Here is a 16,322-nt window from a genome sequence, read left to right on the forward strand (position 1 = left end):
GTCAGTGCAGTGCAGAGGGCATCACGAACACGGACATGCCGTCCTCTTCGACGGCGCTCAGAAATTCGGCGAGCGCGGCCGCATCGGTCGCAAACAGGTCTTCCCAGCGCGTCGACATGCCCTGGCTATCGGTGACTTCGAGCGCCCATTCGTTGCCGTCCTCGACGCGGGAGATTTCGACTGTCACAGTGATCCCGTCGCGCGAGAATTCCTGCGAGAGCGGGGACAGGACGATTTTCGGTTCTTCGTTCATGCGACACCTTTTGCCATGTCGGTTGGATCGATCCGTCGAACCGACTGCCTCTAGCTACGCCATTGCCGCTGGGGCAATCAAGGCCGCCTTCAGCGTCGCCGGGAGGCTATCCAACTTTGCGAGGGTGGAAGCAGTTCGTCCATGGTGTCGCGGGGGCGTCGGCGTCGGATCTTGTCTGTTTCGCTGCGAAGGTCCCGGCGGGCGCGCCGGCTGGTGTTCGCGACGTGCATGAGCAAGCGAAAAAAATGCCACGCGACCGCGTCACAGCGGGCGTTGCCGGTTCGTCAAGGTGATATGGAGCCGGAAGGTGCGCACGACGGCACACCGTATCGACGATCGTGCAAATGCGCTTTCCAAGGCTTCCTCGTGCAACAAACGGAAAGCAAAACAATGGCATCGACACTTTCGAAATCGCCTGTCCGTCTCTTTAACCCGGTCGGGCTCTATGATGCATCGGTCAATGGTTATTCCCATGTCGGCGTGGTTCCATCAGGCGTGCGGATGGTCTTCATCGCCGGCCAGGGAGGGGAGGATGAGCAAGGCAGCCTCGATCCGGATTTCCGGCAGCAGGTTCGCCGGGCGCTTGCCAATCTGCGCACCGCGCTTGCCGCGGCGGGCGCTGGGCCAAGTGATATCGTCAAACTGACGGTGCTGATCGTTGATCACTCCGAAGAGCGACTGCACGTCTTCGGCGCCGAACTGGAAGCGGCACTCGGCCACGGTACCAAGCCGACATGCACGCTGATCCCGGTTCCGCGGCTGGCGCTCGACGGAATGCTGTTTGAGATCGAGGCTGTTGCGGCGCTTGGCTAACCGGAACGAGGACGGGTGTCACCCTGGGCGCCCGTCCGAAGCCTGCGTGGCGGGTTCATCGCGCCACTATCCCCTTTGGCTGAGGCAGGGTGAAATGCCCCATCCAGGATGGCGCGTGCGCGGCTAGCGCGCGCGAAAACGCTGACGGTATTGCGCCGGGCTGATGCCCGCCATGCGCTTGAACAGCCGGCGGAAGAAGGTCGGGTCCTCATACCCAACGTCCGCCGCGACGTCGTCGATGCCGCCGTCGCTGGTTTCCAATATCTGCTTGGCCTCCTCGATGCGGATGGCCTGCACGTAGTCGACAGGCGCGTAGCCGGTGGCCTGCTTGAAGCGACGCTTGAACGTGCGTTCCGGCAGCCCGGATTGCTCGACCATCCGGGTTACCGGATTGCTCACCGCATAATGGTCGGCGATCCATATCTGGCTGCCGGCGATGATGGCATCCTCATGCCGCCGTGGCTGCGCCATCGCCGCAAAGGGCAGTTGCCCGTCCCGACGATCGCCGATCAGAAAGAGCTTGGCGATCCGGGCCGCCTCCGTCGGGCCGCAGAAGCGGCCGATCAGGTAAAGCACAAGCTCCTGCCAGGCCGAGGCGCCGCCGCTGGTCATCAGCCGTCCATCGTAGCCGCTTTCACACAGGATGCGCTCCGGCCGGAAACGGACAGCGGGATAGAGGTCACGGAATAGCCCGGCGGCAGTCCAGTGCGATGCCGCGTCCTTGCCGTCGAGCAGGCCTGCTTCGGCGAGCAGCAGCGAGCCGCTGCAGGTGGAGCACACCGTCGCGCCGCGCCGCAACTGTTCGCGCACCCAGGCGATTTCTTGGCTCCAGCGTCCGCTGGGAAAGTCCGTCGGCCCCAGCTCCAGATCACAAATGATGATCAGGTCTGCATCGGCTTGCGTGTCGATCGTTTCCTGCGGCGCGATCGGCACGCCGATGGCGGAAGGAAACGGTTCCATCTGCCGCGCGACGATGCGCGGGCGCAATCGGCGAACGGGAGGCCGCCTCGTGCCGGCATCAAACCTGCCGACATGGCTCATGACCTCGTAAAGGCCGTAAACTGCCATGGGGCCGGTTTCAGGCAGGACCAGAATGCTGACGGTGAGATCGGCGCCATCGGTGTTTTTCGGAAACATCGCCGATGATTGGCATGAATGCCCCGCTCCTGTCCATATCGGCTCTAACAGGTCGACGGCCCCCGGCTTAGCTTTCCCGCAGGCAGTCAATCCCGACCGGCATATCAAGGAGAGCGCCATGAAAACGTCGAAAGCCGAACACGCCACCGTCATCGTCGAACGAACCTATGCAGCCCCGCCGCATCTCGTCTTTGCCGCCTGGTCGGACCGCGATGTGCTCGCAACCTGGAGTGCGCCCGGCGATGGTTGGGAGCTGGCCTGGCGCGCCTTCGATTTCACCGTCGGGCACACGGATATCTGCACGTTCGGCGCGATCGATGCCGAGCCCTACATCAACACCACGCGCTACGAAGAGATCAAGCCGAACCAACGCATCGTTTATACAAGCACGATCTCCTACATGGGCGACCTTATCTTTGCCGGCGTTGTCACCGTAGAATTCTCGGCCGTCGACGACGCGACGCGTGTCGTCATGACCGAGAGTGGCGTCTATCTCGATGGCAGCGATAGCGCGCTCGGGCACGAGGATGGCTGGGCGGCGATGCTCGACAGTCTCGGAGATTATCTGATGCGCCGCCTGCGGCGTGCCGCGTGACATCGTGCCCCCATGCCTCATCACAGAGGCTGTCGTTTCCCAAACTCGATGAGGCGCAGGATGCTCACGCCGCGTGACGGCACGCTGCGGGTATCCCGCCCGCAGCATCCGGGCCCAATGACAGGTTTTCCCGCGTTAAATCCGGTCCTCTCGACACAGGTCTGTTGACAGAGCGGGAAAGTGATGGCGCGATGGCCACTCGGTCTTCCCTTTCACCAAAAGTTCCGGGAGAAAGGCTGATGGCATTGCAATACGACATGTTTGTTTCGTCCGATCCGGACGAAAAGGGAGCACGCTCCAAGCGCGCATCGTCTCGCGCGGCTGCCGGCATGACTGCCGGGGCGATGGTCGATCATCTCGAGGCGACGGGTCGCTACCGCGTGCTGCAAAAGCTTGAGGCGCGTCCCGTCGTGACGCCGCCGCGGGCGGAATTTCCGCTCGTCGGCGTCATTCTCGATACTGAAACGACGGGCCTCAATCATCGCAAGGACGAGATCATCGAGATCGGCGTGATCGCGTTTACCTTCGACGCCCATGGTGCGATCGGCGACGTCATCGACGTTTATGGCGGTCTGCGGCAGCCGAGCGGTCCCATTCCTGCCGACATCACGCGCATCACCGGCATTACCGACGACATGGTCGCCGGCCAGACGATCGACCTTCCTCGGCTCCAGGCGATCATTGAACGTGCCGACCTGATTATCGCCCACAATGCCGGGTTCGACCGGCCGTTTTGCGAAGCCTTTTCGCCGATCTTCGAGAAGAAGGCCTGGGCGTGCTCGGTTTCCGAGATCGGCTGGAGCGACCGCGGTTTCGAAGGCACGAAGCTCGGCTACCTTATCGGCCAGGCGGGATATTTTCACGATGGTCATCGTGCCGTCGACGACTGCTTTGCGCTGCTTGAGGTGATCGCCGGGCCTGCAGATCAATCGCAGCAGACACCCTTTGCCGAACTCTATGCGGCAAGCCAGCGCTCGCGCGTCCGCCTTTACGCGGAAAACAGCCCCTTCGAGATGAAGGACCACCTGAAGGGTCGCGGCTACCGATGGTCTGATGGCAGCGATGGTCGCCCGAAATCCTGGTGGATCGAGATCGGCGAAGAGGCGCTGGACGAGGAGCTTCGCTACCTCAGAAGCGAAATCTATCGCTGGAGCGAGGCCGACCCGCCTATGGTGCGGCTGACCGCCTTCGACCGGTTCAAAGCGCGCTGACCCGTCCGACCGGCGCTCAGCGCATGGCTGCCCTGCGAAGTCGGCGCTACGAAAGTGGCCGGCTTCCTGTATATTCCACTCATCGGAGTGATGCACCTCCTCCCGCAGAGCTTCGATGAATGCAGGCGCTTTCTCCTCCTCCCAAAGAGCGCCTGTCGGAATGGCAACACTCCTCCTCCCAGTTGCCATTCAATCCCTTTAAGAGCCTGCCGCACCTCCTCCCGCGGCAGGCTTTTTCATTTGGGCGTGCGGGTACTTCAGAACGAAAGCTCGAGCTGGGGTCGTTCGTCGGCATCATTGCCGTTGAGCGACGACAGGGTGACGCCCAGCAGGCGTACGCCGCGCTTGAACGGATGGACGGACGTCAGCAACGACACCGCCACCTCCAGCATCTCGGGTGCCGCGGCGACGGGACCACTGAGCGTTCTGCTGCGCGTTGCCTGGGTAAAGTCCGAGTATTTCACTTTGACCGTCACGGTCTTGCCGCTCATCCCATGCGCCTCGCAATAGCGCCAGACCTTGTCGGTCAAGGGCAGTAATTCGGCACAGGCCGGCTCGAGCTCGAAGATGTCCTCGATGAACGTGTCCTCCGCGCCCACCGATTTGCGTACCCGGTCTGGCTGGACGCGCCGTTCGTCGATGCCGCGGGCGATGCCGTAGAAATACGGTCCGGATTTGCCGAAATGCTCCTGCAGGAACGCCAGGGATTGCTGCCGCAAATCAAGGCCGGTCTCGATTCCCAGTCGCTTCATCCGCTCTGCCGTGGCCGGCCCGACGCCATGAAACTTCTTCACCGGAAGTGCTTCCACGAAGGCTGGTCCGTTCTTCGGCGTGATTACGAACTGTCCATCAGGCTTGCGCTGGTCGCTCGCCATTTTGGCGAGGAACTTGTTGTAGCTGACGCCGGCTGACGCCGTCAGCTTCGTTGTCGCCTTGATTTTTGCGCGGATTTCCTCGGCAATCTCGGTGGCGATCTCCATGCCCTTCAGATTGTCGGTCACGTCGAGATAGGCTTCGTCGAGTGAGAGCGGCTCAATGACAGGCGTATATTCGGCGAAAATCTCGCGGATCTGCTGCGATACGCCGCGATAGACGTCGAAGCGTGGCTTGACGAAGATGAGGTCGGGACATTTTCGTTTCGCCGTGACGGACGGCATGGCGGAGTGGACGCCAAACTTGCGCGCTTCGTAACTGGCGGCGGCAACGACGCCACGCGCGGCGGCGCCGCCGACGGCGACCGGCTTGCCCCGCAATTCCGGATTGTCGCGCTGCTCGACCGATGCATAGAAGGCATCCATGTCGATGTGGATGATCTTGCGCTGCCGCTCGGCTACTGACGCATTCGCCGCCGGCTGCCTTTCGTTCATGCTTTCGATAGGCTCGGCCACGTGCCGCTCCTTACTTCCACATGGTCCGCATGCGCGCGCCGACATCGATGCGGATCTGACGGGCGCTGCGCTCGGACGCGGAGGCGCTGACCAGTGGCCAGGAAGCCGTCTCGAAGAACTGCAGGAGGGTTGCCGGAATGAAGCGCGTGCGCGCGGCGTAGACGTGACGATCGCCTTGCGCGTGCTGGCCGCTCGTGAAGAACCGCTGCGGCGTGATCAGTGTCAGGCTGTCCTTCGCCCGCGTCATGCCGACATAGAGCAGCCGGCGTTCCTCCTCAAGCTCATGAGTCGTGCCGACGCTAAGATCGGAGGGGATGCAGCCGTCGACGACATTGAGCATGAAGACGGAGCGCCATTCCTGCCCCTTGGCCGAATGGATGGTCGACAGGATCAGGTAGTCCTCGTCAAGCAGCGGCACGCCCGCCTGGTCGCTGGTCGCATCCGGCGGATCGAGTGTCAGCTCGGTGAGGAACCGTTCGCGGCTGGGATACCCTCCGGCAATCTGCTCCAATTGCAGCAGGTCGGCTTTTCGTGTGTCCGCATCCTCGTGGATGCGGTCGAGATGCGGCTCGTACCATTCGCGCGCCTGGGCAATTTCGCCCGGCCAGCCGCCGGCCTGTTTGCGCAAGCTCTCGATCAGGGTCACGAAAGCGCTCCAGCTGTCGCCGGAGCGCGGCGGCGCGGGGATTTCCGCAAGTGCCGCCAGCGGTTCCGGATCGGCGGCAATGGCGTCGAGGATCTTTCCGGCGGTCTGCGGGCCGACACCCGGCATCATGTGCAGAAGGCGGAAGCCTGCGACCCTATCTCTGGGGTTCTGGGCGAACCTCAGCACGGCCAGCATGTCCTTGACATGGGCGCTGTCGAGGAACTTCAGCCCGCCGAATTTCACGAAGGGGATGTTGCGTCTGGTCAGTTCCACCTCGAGTGGTCCGCTGTGGCTCGATGTGCGAAACAGCACTGCCTGCTGTTTCAGCGTCATGCCGACCTCGCGGTTTTCCAGCACCTTCTCGACGATATAGCGCGCCTGGTCGGCCTCATCGGCGACCGCCAGCAGTTTCGGTCGTTCTGGTGACTGGCGCTCGGTCCAGAGGTTCTTGGTGAAGCGCTCGCGGGCGAGATCGATGACACCATTGGCGGCAGCGAGGATCGTCTGGGTGGAGCGATAGTTTCGATCAAGTGTGATGACGTCGGCCGGCGGGGTGAACGTTCCCGGGAAATCCAGGATGTTGCGCACGGTCGCCGCCCGGAACGAATAGATCGACTGCGCATCGTCGCCGACAACTGTCAGGCCCCGACCGCCGGGCTTCAAGGCCATCAGCACGGAGGATTGCAGGCGGTTGGTATCCTGATATTCGTCGACCAGCACATGGTCGAAACGGTTGCCGATGTCCTCGGCGAGTTCCGGCACACTGACGGTCTGCGCCCAATAGAGCAGCAGGTCGTCGTAATCGAGCACGTTCTGCGCCTGCTTCGCCTCGACATAACGGACAAACAGCTGCTTCAACTGTTCTTCCCAACCGGAAACCCAGGGGTAGTGCGCGCGCAAGACTTCGCCGAGCGACGTCTCGGAATTGACCGCCCGCGAATAGATCGACAGGCACGTGCCCTTGGTCGGAAAGCGTGTCTCGGTCTTGGAGAGGCCCAACTCATGCCGCACGAGGTTCATCAGGTCGGCGCTGTCTTCCCGGTCGTGGATGGTAAAATCGACATTGAGCCCGATCTGTTCGGCGTAGATGCGCAAGAGGCGCGCGCCGATGCCGTGGAACGTTCCGGCCCAGGTGAGCGCATCGGTGGCCACCGACGCGTTAGCGCCAAGCACCTGGGCGCAGATGCGTTCGACCCGTCGGGCCATTTCGGATGCCGCGCGGCGCGAAAACGTCATCAACAGGATACGGCGCGGATCGGCGCCATTGACGATGAGGTGGGCGACGCGATGGGCGAGCGTATTGGTCTTGCCCGACCCGGCGCCCGCGATGATCAGAAGTGGCCCGGCGATCGTTTCGCCCGGAGCGGTCACGCCAAATTCGACGGCATCGCGCTGTCGGTCGTTCAATTTTTCCAGATAGGCCGCCGCCACGCCGTAGTCCTCGGTAAGTCTCTGCAGATGCTACCCCTTGCACCGCGCGCCGGTGCAAATTGCCCGGCGCTCCGGGCAATGCCGAGGCATCCCCGCCCACGAAATGAGCGATTCTTGACGGGGAACGAATAAGGAACATATCAGCCGCGGGACATATTGCAAAGGCCCCGTTGGCAATGGCAAAGATGCGCCGCGGTTTCCGCCCGCAAATTCTCGATCCGGCGGCACGACAATCTGTCCCATTGCTGGCGGCTACCGAAGCCGCGTGCTAGCAGGTTATGCCTTCGCGCCAGACTTTAGCCAACAAGCGCACTGCAAACGAGCCCGCCCGCACCGTGACACCAAACGATCTGCAAGCCGACAATTTGTCCTCCGATACGCCGCCTTCTGACACGCCCACCGGACGCATGCTGTCCTGGGCGCGCAACTCGGCGGTCTATCGCCTCGAGCGCCAGATGATGACCGAGAAGCAATTGTTCGACGCCATCACCCGGAAGGCGCGACAGAAGTTCGAGGATATCAGCCAGGAGCAGCTGAAGGCTGTTGCCGACTTCGCGGTCAAGTTCGCCTATGATCTGAACGCCCTGAACGATACCGATTACGCGCAGGTCAGCACCCAATCGGCGGTGCGCAGCGGAAAATCGAAACGGGCGATTGCCCAGAAACTCCAAGTAAAAGGCATAGACCGGGAAACCGCAGCCCTCGCGCTCGAGGCGACCGATGATCTCTACGCGGCCGTCGTCTTTGCCCGCAAGCGCGGCTTCGGTCCTTTTCGTCGCGGTGAGCTCGACGACAAGCGCAAAGCCAAGGAACTGTCCGCATTTGCCCGCAACGGCTTCGGCTTCGAGATCGGCAGAAAAGTATTCGACATGAGCCTCGGCGAGGCGGAAAGCGCGCTGCGGAAGGATGCCGTCCGATAGAGGCAAGGCCCGTCGAATTCATCTGCTCTGTCGGGTTGTTTCGCCCCTGGCTGACTTTGGATGTTGCTCCGGCATGGGCCGCATCAGCTCCTCGCGCGCGCCCGACCGAGTGAATTTTGCAACAGTCGGATGACCGCGAACCCCTGGCGGTGATCATCCACCAGTGAGATCGGATTTGACCACATTTCGGTCACGAATGGGACCAAAAGCAGACCTCTCTCCGCGCATGTCCCCAACCCCGGAATAAAACAGTGTCTTTTCAATTGTCCCGCCGATCGCTGCTTGCAGTGGTCGCAAGCTCCATTTTGAGCGCCTGTACCCAGGTCCCGAAGCCCGGTCTCGAGGCAAAAGCCGCCGACAAGGCCAACAAGGACGTCATTACCCCTCGCGAGATCGATCCGATCGAGCCTGAGCGCAAGGACGAACCGGCGCCGAAGCTCGACTACGCCAAGATCTACGGCCCGGTTAAGGACGAGGGCTATGATGTTCCGGCAGTCGAGTTCGGTGCGATCAAGCCCGAATTCCTGCGGCAGGAAGTTGCCTATGCGACCAACGAGCCGGCCTATTCAATCGTCGTCGATACCCAGAAGATGTTCCTCTACTGGGTGCTGCCCGGCGGCAAGGCGATCCGTTACGGCGTCGGTCTCGGCGCCCAGGGTCGCGCCTGGAAGGGCAGGGCCGTCGTGCACTGGAAGCGCAAGTGGCCGCGCTGGACGGTGCCGGATGACATGGTCGCGCGCCAGCCGCACCTGAAGAAATACGGTATCGAGGCCGGCGGCATGGATCCGGGCCTCAGCAATCCGCTCGGCGCGCGGGCGATGTACATCTTCCAGGATGGCCAGGACACGCTCTATCGCATCCACGGTTCGCCGCAGTGGCGCTCGATCGGCAAGAATGCGTCTGCCGGCTGTGTGCGGATGCTGCAGCAGGATGCGATCGATCTTTACAACCGCGTCCGCGGCAAGACACCGCTGCTCGTTATCTAAGGCCGGATTTCGTTCGTGGGGGCATCCATTGCTCCCACGTGGACTGGTCCGTCTTAATAGATAGGCGGCGGTGCACCGGGAATGCCGCCTTCTCCGGGCAGGAGATTGTCCTGCGGCAACGGCTCCGCCTGTTGCGCCGCCATGCCGCCGCCCGACAGGTCCGTCACCACGATCGGCGTGCCGTTCGGCACGCGATCATAGAGATCGACGACGTCCTGGTTGATCATGCGCACGCAGCCCGACGATACCGACTGGCCGATGGTCCACCATTCCGGCGAGCCGTGGATGCGGTAGAGCGTGTCTTCGCCATTCTGGAAGATGTACATGGCGCGGGCGCCGAGCGGGTTCTTCAGCCCCGGCTCCATGCCTCCTGCCTCGATGCTGTACTGCTGCAGTTCCGGCTGGCGGGCGACCATCTCGTTCGGCGGCTTCCAGCGCGGCCATGGCCGCTTGTACTGGATGACGCCACGCCCGGCCCAGGCGAAGCCGGCGCGGCCCAAGCCGACGCCGTAGCGCATCGCCTGGCCGTTCTCGTAGACACGGTAGAGGAAATGGTTGCCGACATCGACGACCAGTGTGCCTGGCCGCTCACCGGTCGGGTCGGGAACCATCTGCCTGTAATACCGCGGGTCGATCTTCTCGTAGGGGATCGCCGGCAGCGGGTAAGTTTCTCCCGGCCGCTCGCCATACATCTCGGCAACAAAGGTATTGGCGGCCGGCACCGGTTCCGGTGCCGGGGCATATTGCTGCGAAACCCGCTCGCGCGTCGACCCGCAACCCGCCAGTCCGAGCGCCGCTATCCCGGCGGAAAGCTTGAGGAAGGATCGGCGACCGACGTCACGTTGGGGCATGGGGGTCCTCAGTTACCTGTGTTCGATGATCACCGGGAATGACGCATTGCTGTCGCTCATCTCCCGACGCCGATCACAGGCCGGCATAGGGATCTGCCAGTGCCGCATCCGGTCGGCTAATGGGGTATTTAGTTGCCGATATCTTTGCGGCCAGCTTTTCAGCACCGTTTTTCTCGAGCAGTGCCCGGAAACTCGGGTGCATGCCGCCGTCGACATAGGCATTGACAGGTGCGGGCGTCTGATTGGCGACCAGGCCGGCAATCTTTGCGTCTTCCGTCTGCAGCCTTGCCATTAGCCCGGCGTCGGGAGCTGTGGTTGCTGCAGGGCAGGCGGCAAGCGGATCGGTCGGCTCGCCATCGGCAAACTCGGTATTGAAGACATAACGGCCCCCACAGACCGAAACCTTCGGCTGGCGCTTCGTCGCCTCGAAGATATCGTAGCCCTGCTTGATGTTCTTCCAGAAATCGAAGTTCGGGTCGCTGCTGTGCTTGGCCATGTTCGTTGCCGTCATGCGGAACGGGTAGGCTTGCACCTGAAATTGCCCTTGGCCACCGGCGAGCGCACGCTGAACCACGGGATAGATTTCGCCAACCCCCTGGTCCGTCAGCGCGTAGCAGCCGGATGACGAGCAGGCGCCATGCACCATCAGCGCCTCGCCGGTATAACCGAGCGCCGACTCAAGCCGGTTCGGATAGCCGAGATTGAACGACAGGTAATATTGCGACTTCGGGTTCAGCATGCGTGCCGACACATGGTAGAAGCCTTCCGGCGCCTGGCGGTCGCCCGACTTGGTCTTCGGCCCGAGCTTTCCGGACCAACGGCACATCGGGTAGGTCTTCAAGAGCGCATACTGGCCCGACTTGTTCTGTTTCCAGATCTCCAGTTCGCTTTCCTGCTTGAAGATGCGAACGAGCACCGGGCTTTCCGGCTTGGAGCCATTCTTGGCCATGGCGGCGATCAGCTTTGTCGGGATCGGCGGCGGCGCACGCACGTCGTCGAAGGCCGACATGCAGCCGGAAAGGGCGATGGCGACCGACACGGCAAGGGTGGCGCGCCGGGCCTGCTTCGTCTTGCCCAGCAATTCAGCGGCATTTGCTGATGACAGGGAAAGAAGATGTCTCGTTATGCGCCGCATGCGGGCTCCTTGAAATGGCGACCGGACCATAAGACCTCTAGCGGCTTTAGCTGCAAGCGCTTGCCGCTGGCTTTCGTGACGCGGCGGTTCAACAAAACTTGAACGCGCCTGCATCTCCGGTGCACACCAGCCTTGGCATGTGATGGTAAATTTTGTCCAAACAGCGGCATCACGTGCGCGTGACTCGTCCGGCCCTTGTCGCCGCCCGTTCGCTAGGCCGCCCGGTTGAGCGAAGACGCCATGGCGCGAAGGATCACCACCGACGATGCGGCGCCGGGGTCCACATGGCCAAGCGAGCGCTCGCGCACCCGTGCCGCGCGTCCCTTGGTGGCAATCATCGAGCGCGTTGCGTTGGCTCCAGCCTCCGCCGAGGCGACGATATCGCGCCAGAAACCGTCGGCACCCTTGTTTTCGGCAAGCGCTGCCGCGGCGGCATCGGCTGCCGGCAGCCAGGCGTCGAGCATCGTCTTGTCGCCGCGCTGCCCCTTGCCGCGCTCGCGCATTCCCGAGCCCATGGCCTCGATGATGGCCGCGCAGGTGGCAAGGTCGAGTTCCGTCTTGCCGGCAACGGCCTGCGCTGCACGGCGAAAGGCCGTGGCATAGAGCGGGCCGGTCGAGGCGCCGACGGCATTGAGGAATGCGCCTGCCGCCGTGGCCATGACGTCGGAGATCTGCGCCTGATCAAGGTCGAGCTTTGACAGTTCGGCCTTCACCGCCAGGAAGCCGAGCGACATGGTGGTGCCGTGATCGGCATCGCCGATGGCACCGTCAAGCTCCGACAGATGATCCTTCTCGGCTTCCACGGCATCGGAAATCGCCTGAAACATGCTGACCAAGCGGCGCGCCGCATTTTCCGACATCATTGTCCTCCCAGAACGCCCGATACCCATGCTTGATCATGGATCCCTGACGGAATGCTAATTGATACGCAGGAAAGCCGTTTCGCAAGGGTGATGCAGCAGATCGGTCAGTTCCTGGTCGAGATGGAGGATCGAGATCGATGCGCCGACCATGTCGAGGGACGTGCAATAATGGCCGATCCAGTTCGCTTCAATCTCTATGTTCTTGGCGGCGAGGCGCTGCGCCACGCGCCGGTAGAGAATGTAGAGCTCCATCAGCGGCGTCGCGCCGAACGAGTTGATGAGAACGGCCACGCGATCGCCCGCCGTTGCCTTCATCTCCTTAAAGATGTTGTCCATGATTGCGTCGGTGATGTCGTCGGCTGGCTTGATGCGCTCGCGCGTTACACCGGGCTCGCCATGGATGCCCATGCCGATTTCCATATCGTCGGGGCCGATCTCGAAATTGTGCCGCCGCGTCTGCGGCATCGAGCAGGGCTCGAGCGCAACGCCGACGGTATAGGTGCGCAAGTTCGCCTTGCGGGTGACAGCCTCACAAGCATCGAGCGAAAGGCCCCGGTCGCAGGCCGCCCCTGCAATCTTGAAGATGAAAAAATTGCCGGCGACGCCGCGCCGGCCCTCGCGATCCTCGATCGGCGAGGAGGCGATATCGTCGGTGGTCAAGACGGTGCGGACCTTGATGCCCTTTTCCTCGGCGATCTCGGCCGCCATCTCAAAGTTCATCACGTCGCCGGCATAGTTGCCGTAGACGAAAAGCACGCCCTCGCCGCCCGACGCGGCAACGGCGCATTGCACGATCGGATCCGGCGGCGGCGACGAGAAGATGTTACCGACAGCGACCGCGTCCGCCAAACCCTTCCCGACATAGCCGAGGAAGCACGGTTCGTGGCCTGTGCCGCCACCGATGACGAGGCCGACCTTGCCCGGGCGCGGCCCGGATTTCGCGACGAGCGCGCGGTGCGAACCATTGATCGGTTCGATGTAGTCGCGGTGCGCCCTGACGACGCCGTCGAGCATTTCCTCGACCACCTCATTGGGATTGTTGAGGAATTTCTTGACGTGGGTGCGGTAGGAGCTGGGCGCCTGGACAAGCTTCGGTTTTTGCGAAATCCGGGTGTCGAGGCCGGTGACGCCATCAGCCCGGAGAATGCCGTGGCCGGTTGCAGCGTCGGTGATCAGCACGTTGGCATAGCCGCCGCGAAGCGCCGCCAGCAGGGCCGGCACCTTGTCGAAGCCTCCGGCAACGGCGATGCGCGTGCCGATCCGGCGCAGCATCTCGAGCGAAATGCCGACCGTCCTGTCATCGAGCGGTCCGGCGACGGGGCGTCCGCGTTCGTCGATGAAACGCCCGGCGACTACGCCGACGGCACCGGCCGCAAGATAATCCTGCAGCGAGACGGATTCGAAGAAACGACTGGTGTGGATGGTGGAGTTTGGCCGCAGCGACGAAATGCCGAAAAGAATGCGGTTGGCCTGCGCCAACGTCGCGAATTGCTCCTGCAGCAGCGGCTCGTCGAGCAGCATCTGCCGCAATTCCCTCGATTTGACGATCGCCGGCGCGGTGATGCCGACGCAGCGTGCACCAATCGCGCGGGCGATCGAAGCGGCGCAGAGTTCCGGGGTGTAGGAGAACGCCGCCGTCGTGCCACCGGTCGCCTGCACCACGGTTGCGTCCTGCAGTGCCTGCACATCCGCGTGCTCACCGACCGACATCACAGTGCGTCCCCAGGAGACAGCCAGGGTGTCGCCGGATTTCATCAACTTCTGCAGCGCCATTGCCCCGGCGACGCCGAGCCGGTCGATCAACGGCCGGGCGTTGTCGTCGCTCGGAACGACGAGACAGTCGGCAAGGCCGAAATGGCGCTTCAGTTCCTGGGCGATTGTCAGTGACGCGAGCCGGGCCGGCTCAAGCGAGATGTTGACGATACCCTTCTCGCGGGCATCGGCGAGGTAGCTGTTGACGGTCGCGCGCGAGACACCCATGGCATCGGCGATCTCGCCCTGGGTCATTCCATCTTCGTAGTAGAGCCAGCAGGCCCAGACATAGGGATCGTCACCATAGCGCAGCGGGATGGCATCGGACGCGTCGGTCGCGCCGCTCCTGTTCGCGCCGCCCTTGCGTGGTGAGGATGTCTTCGATGTCATCTGGTTGCGTTCGTTCCCTGTTTTGGTTGGTGAACATGGAAGCAACGTCGTGCTTTTGCAACCTTGCAGCACTGCGACTTTAATAGGGCCATTGGAAGTGCCGTGTTTATACAGTCGAATTGGCCCGCTGCGCATTTTGGTGCGGGCTGCGGCCGGCGCCGCCGGCTGAATTTCCTCTGGTCGCGGTGCGCGATCCCGCTGCGTTCAGCGGGATCGCGCCGGCCTTGGGAGGCATCTTTGTCCGGCAAAGGCACAGTTGCGTGCCGTGGCCTTCATCATGAACTACGCAATGCGTGCGCGGGCGCCGAGCGAAAGCTCCTTGAGGATGATCGCGCAGGAGGTGGCGCCTGCGTCGAGCACACCGAGCGAGCGCTCGCCGAGCCGGCTGGCGCGCCCGATCTTGGCAACGAGATCGCGGGTCGAATCGCGCCCCGCCTCGGCGGCGACAACCAGGGCGTCGAGCGCTTCATCGAACGATTTCCCGTTCGCGGTCGCCCCGTCAAAGGCTTCGACCGCAGGAACGAGCGTGTCGATCAGCGTCTTGTCGCCGACCTTGGCCGAGCCGATCGACTGGATGCCCTCGAGACCGGCATGCAGCATGTTGCTGTAAGTCGCGGCATCGATGGCGGGCACGCCGTCGAGCTTCTCGGCGAACTCGGTGAACATCACCCCGTAGAGCGGCCCCATGGAGCCGCCGATCTCGGTCATCAGCACGGTGCCGAGCGTGTCGAGCGCCTCCGACAGGGTGGTTTCCCTGTCCTTCAGCCGGTCGGCGGCCATGGCAAAACCCTTGGCCATGTTGACGCCATGGTCGCCGTCGCCGATCTTGCCGTCGATTTCGCTCAAGTAAGCGCGGTTCTCGATGATGCGCTCTGCGAGCGACAGCACGATCGCGCCGGAATTGGCGTTGCTAAACGTCTGCATGATACGCCTCTTTCGTCACAAGATGGTGGTGCAGCGAACCTCGACGTCGAGGAGCGCCTTGAGTTCGTCGTCGAGCGCCAGCACGGTCAGTGTCGCCCCGACCATTTCCAGCGAGGTGAAGTAGTTGCCGATATAGGTGCGGTAGATCTTGAGGCCGCGGCCGGTGATTTCCTTCTCGATCGTGTCGTTCAGGATGTAGAGTTCGTTGAGCGGCGTGGCGCCAAGGCCGGACACCAGCACCGCGACTTCGGTTCCAGACGCGAGGTTGTGATCGTCGAGCACGATCTGGCACATGTCTTTCGCGACTTCGTCGGCGGTCTTCAGCGCCTCGACCCGCACACCCGGTTCGCCGTGGTGGCCGATGCCGACTTCCATGGTGCCGGGCTCGATCTGGAAATTCGGATGGCCGACGGCCGGAAGCGTGCAGGGTCCAAGGCCGACGCCGATCGAACGGCAATTGTCGATCGCCTTCTGTGCGGTTGCGCGCACCTCTTCGAGGCTTGCGCCTTCGGCCGCTTTGGCGCCGCCGATCTTCCACATGAAGATCTCGCCGGCCACTCCGCGACGCTTCTCGCGCTCCTCGGGCGGTGCCGAGCAGACATCGTCATTGGCAACGACGGTCAGGACGTCGATGCCGTCCTTGGCCGCAAGTTTGATTGCCATCTTCACGTTCATGTTGTCGCCGGCATAGTTGCCATAGAGGCAGACGACACCCTTGCCGCCATTGGCTTCGCGGATGGCATCATGGAAGCTCTTGGCGGTCGGCGACGAAAACAGTTCGCCGACGGCGACGGCGTCGAGCATGTTGCGGCCGGTGTAGCCGGTGAAGGCCGGCTCGTGGCCGGAGCCGCCGCCTGTGACGACACCGACCTTGCCGGCGACCGGCGCGCCCCTGGCGACAACGACGCGCGGATTGTCAGCCAGACGGACGATGTCGGAGTGAGCCTTGACGAAGCCCTTGACGGTGTCCTCGACGACCTCGTCGGGATTGTTGATGAACCTTTGCATGGTGTCTCCTGTAGATGGG

The 16,322-nt window shown here is 62.8% G+C and carries 15 protein-coding genes; 5 read left to right on the forward strand and 10 right to left on the reverse strand.

Features of this window, described 5'->3' with window-relative positions:
* Window position 1 precedes the first annotated feature (1 nt).
* Window positions 2-253 carry a hypothetical protein gene (locus LPJGGPFB_RS19315; RefSeq protein WP_077501159.1) on the reverse strand — a complete coding sequence of 84 codons (252 nt, stop codon included), beginning with the start codon at window positions 251-253 and terminating at the stop codon, window positions 2-4.
* 390 nt (window positions 254-643) lie between these two features.
* Here LPJGGPFB_RS19315 and LPJGGPFB_RS19320 point away from each other — a divergent pair, with 390 nt between their 5' ends.
* A complete protein-coding gene (locus tag LPJGGPFB_RS19320) occupies window positions 644-1,066 on the forward strand; it encodes a RidA family protein (protein ID WP_173421551.1) in 423 nt (140 codons plus the stop codon).
* 123 nt (window positions 1,067-1,189) lie between these two features.
* Here LPJGGPFB_RS19320 and LPJGGPFB_RS19325 read toward each other — a convergent pair whose 3' ends face one another.
* Window positions 1,190-2,107, reverse strand: coding sequence for a GlxA family transcriptional regulator (locus LPJGGPFB_RS19325; RefSeq protein ID WP_234902938.1), 918 nt, complete (start codon window positions 2,105-2,107; stop codon window positions 1,190-1,192).
* Between the two features lie 214 nt (window positions 2,108-2,321).
* Here LPJGGPFB_RS19325 and LPJGGPFB_RS19330 point away from each other — a divergent pair, with 214 nt between their 5' ends.
* Window positions 2,322-2,798 carry an SRPBCC domain-containing protein gene (locus LPJGGPFB_RS19330; protein WP_173421552.1) on the forward strand — a complete coding sequence of 159 codons (477 nt, stop codon included), beginning with the start codon at window positions 2,322-2,324 and terminating at the stop codon, window positions 2,796-2,798.
* 239 nt (window positions 2,799-3,037) lie between these two features.
* Window positions 3,038-4,009 carry a 3'-5' exonuclease gene (locus LPJGGPFB_RS19335; protein WP_173421553.1) on the forward strand — a complete coding sequence of 324 codons (972 nt, stop codon included), beginning with the start codon at window positions 3,038-3,040 and terminating at the stop codon, window positions 4,007-4,009.
* Between the two features lie 257 nt (window positions 4,010-4,266).
* Here the strand turns inward: LPJGGPFB_RS19335 and dinB are convergent, their stop codons facing one another.
* A complete protein-coding gene (gene dinB / locus LPJGGPFB_RS19340) occupies window positions 4,267-5,376 on the reverse strand; it encodes a DNA polymerase IV (RefSeq protein WP_173422243.1) in 1,110 nt (369 codons plus the stop codon).
* Window positions 5,377-5,407: 31 nt separating this feature from the next.
* A complete protein-coding gene (locus tag LPJGGPFB_RS19345; protein ID WP_173421554.1) occupies window positions 5,408-7,474 on the reverse strand; it encodes an ATP-dependent helicase in 2,067 nt (688 codons plus the stop codon).
* Between the two features lie 365 nt (window positions 7,475-7,839).
* On the opposite strand from LPJGGPFB_RS19345, the gene recX reads away from it, so the two are divergent.
* Both recX and LPJGGPFB_RS19355 read left to right on the forward strand, forming a co-directional pair.
* A complete protein-coding gene (recX, locus tag LPJGGPFB_RS19350) occupies window positions 7,840-8,394 on the forward strand; it encodes a recombination regulator RecX (protein ID WP_173422244.1) in 555 nt (184 codons plus the stop codon).
* A gap of 251 nt (window positions 8,395-8,645) precedes the next feature.
* The gene (locus LPJGGPFB_RS19355; RefSeq protein ID WP_173421555.1) at window positions 8,646-9,380 is read left to right on the forward strand and encodes a L,D-transpeptidase family protein; all 735 of its coding nucleotides are present in this window, start codon (window positions 8,646-8,648) and stop codon (window positions 9,378-9,380) included.
* A 53-nt stretch (window positions 9,381-9,433) separates the two neighbouring features.
* Here LPJGGPFB_RS19355 and LPJGGPFB_RS19360 read toward each other — a convergent pair whose 3' ends face one another.
* From LPJGGPFB_RS19360 to LPJGGPFB_RS19385, 6 genes are all read right to left on the reverse strand, one after another.
* Complete coding sequence (locus tag LPJGGPFB_RS19360) at window positions 9,434-10,231, reverse strand: L,D-transpeptidase family protein (protein ID WP_173421556.1); 798 nt, start codon at window positions 10,229-10,231, stop codon at window positions 9,434-9,436.
* A gap of 73 nt (window positions 10,232-10,304) precedes the next feature.
* Window positions 10,305-11,366 (reverse strand): L,D-transpeptidase family protein, encoded by a 1,062-nt coding sequence (locus tag LPJGGPFB_RS19365; RefSeq protein ID WP_234902939.1) that lies wholly within the window; start codon window positions 11,364-11,366, stop codon window positions 10,305-10,307.
* 212 nt (window positions 11,367-11,578) lie between these two features.
* Window positions 11,579-12,226 (reverse strand): dihydroxyacetone kinase subunit DhaL, encoded by a 648-nt coding sequence (dhaL, locus tag LPJGGPFB_RS19370; RefSeq protein WP_173421557.1) that lies wholly within the window; start codon window positions 12,224-12,226, stop codon window positions 11,579-11,581.
* Between the two features lie 57 nt (window positions 12,227-12,283).
* The gene (locus tag LPJGGPFB_RS19375; RefSeq protein ID WP_173421558.1) at window positions 12,284-14,371 is read right to left on the reverse strand and encodes a bifunctional sugar-binding transcriptional regulator/dihydroxyacetone kinase subunit DhaK; all 2,088 of its coding nucleotides are present in this window, start codon (window positions 14,369-14,371) and stop codon (window positions 12,284-12,286) included.
* 282 nt (window positions 14,372-14,653) lie between these two features.
* The gene (dhaL, locus tag LPJGGPFB_RS19380; RefSeq protein ID WP_173421559.1) at window positions 14,654-15,295 is read right to left on the reverse strand and encodes a dihydroxyacetone kinase subunit DhaL; all 642 of its coding nucleotides are present in this window, start codon (window positions 15,293-15,295) and stop codon (window positions 14,654-14,656) included.
* A 15-nt stretch (window positions 15,296-15,310) separates the two neighbouring features.
* Window positions 15,311-16,303 carry a dihydroxyacetone kinase subunit DhaK gene (locus tag LPJGGPFB_RS19385; RefSeq protein ID WP_173421560.1) on the reverse strand — a complete coding sequence of 331 codons (993 nt, stop codon included), beginning with the start codon at window positions 16,301-16,303 and terminating at the stop codon, window positions 15,311-15,313.
* Window positions 16,304-16,322 lie beyond the last annotated feature (19 nt).

The sequence above is a fragment of the Ensifer adhaerens genome (genome assembly GCF_013283195.1).
Lineage (GTDB): Bacteria > Pseudomonadota > Alphaproteobacteria > Rhizobiales > Rhizobiaceae > Ensifer > Ensifer adhaerens_G.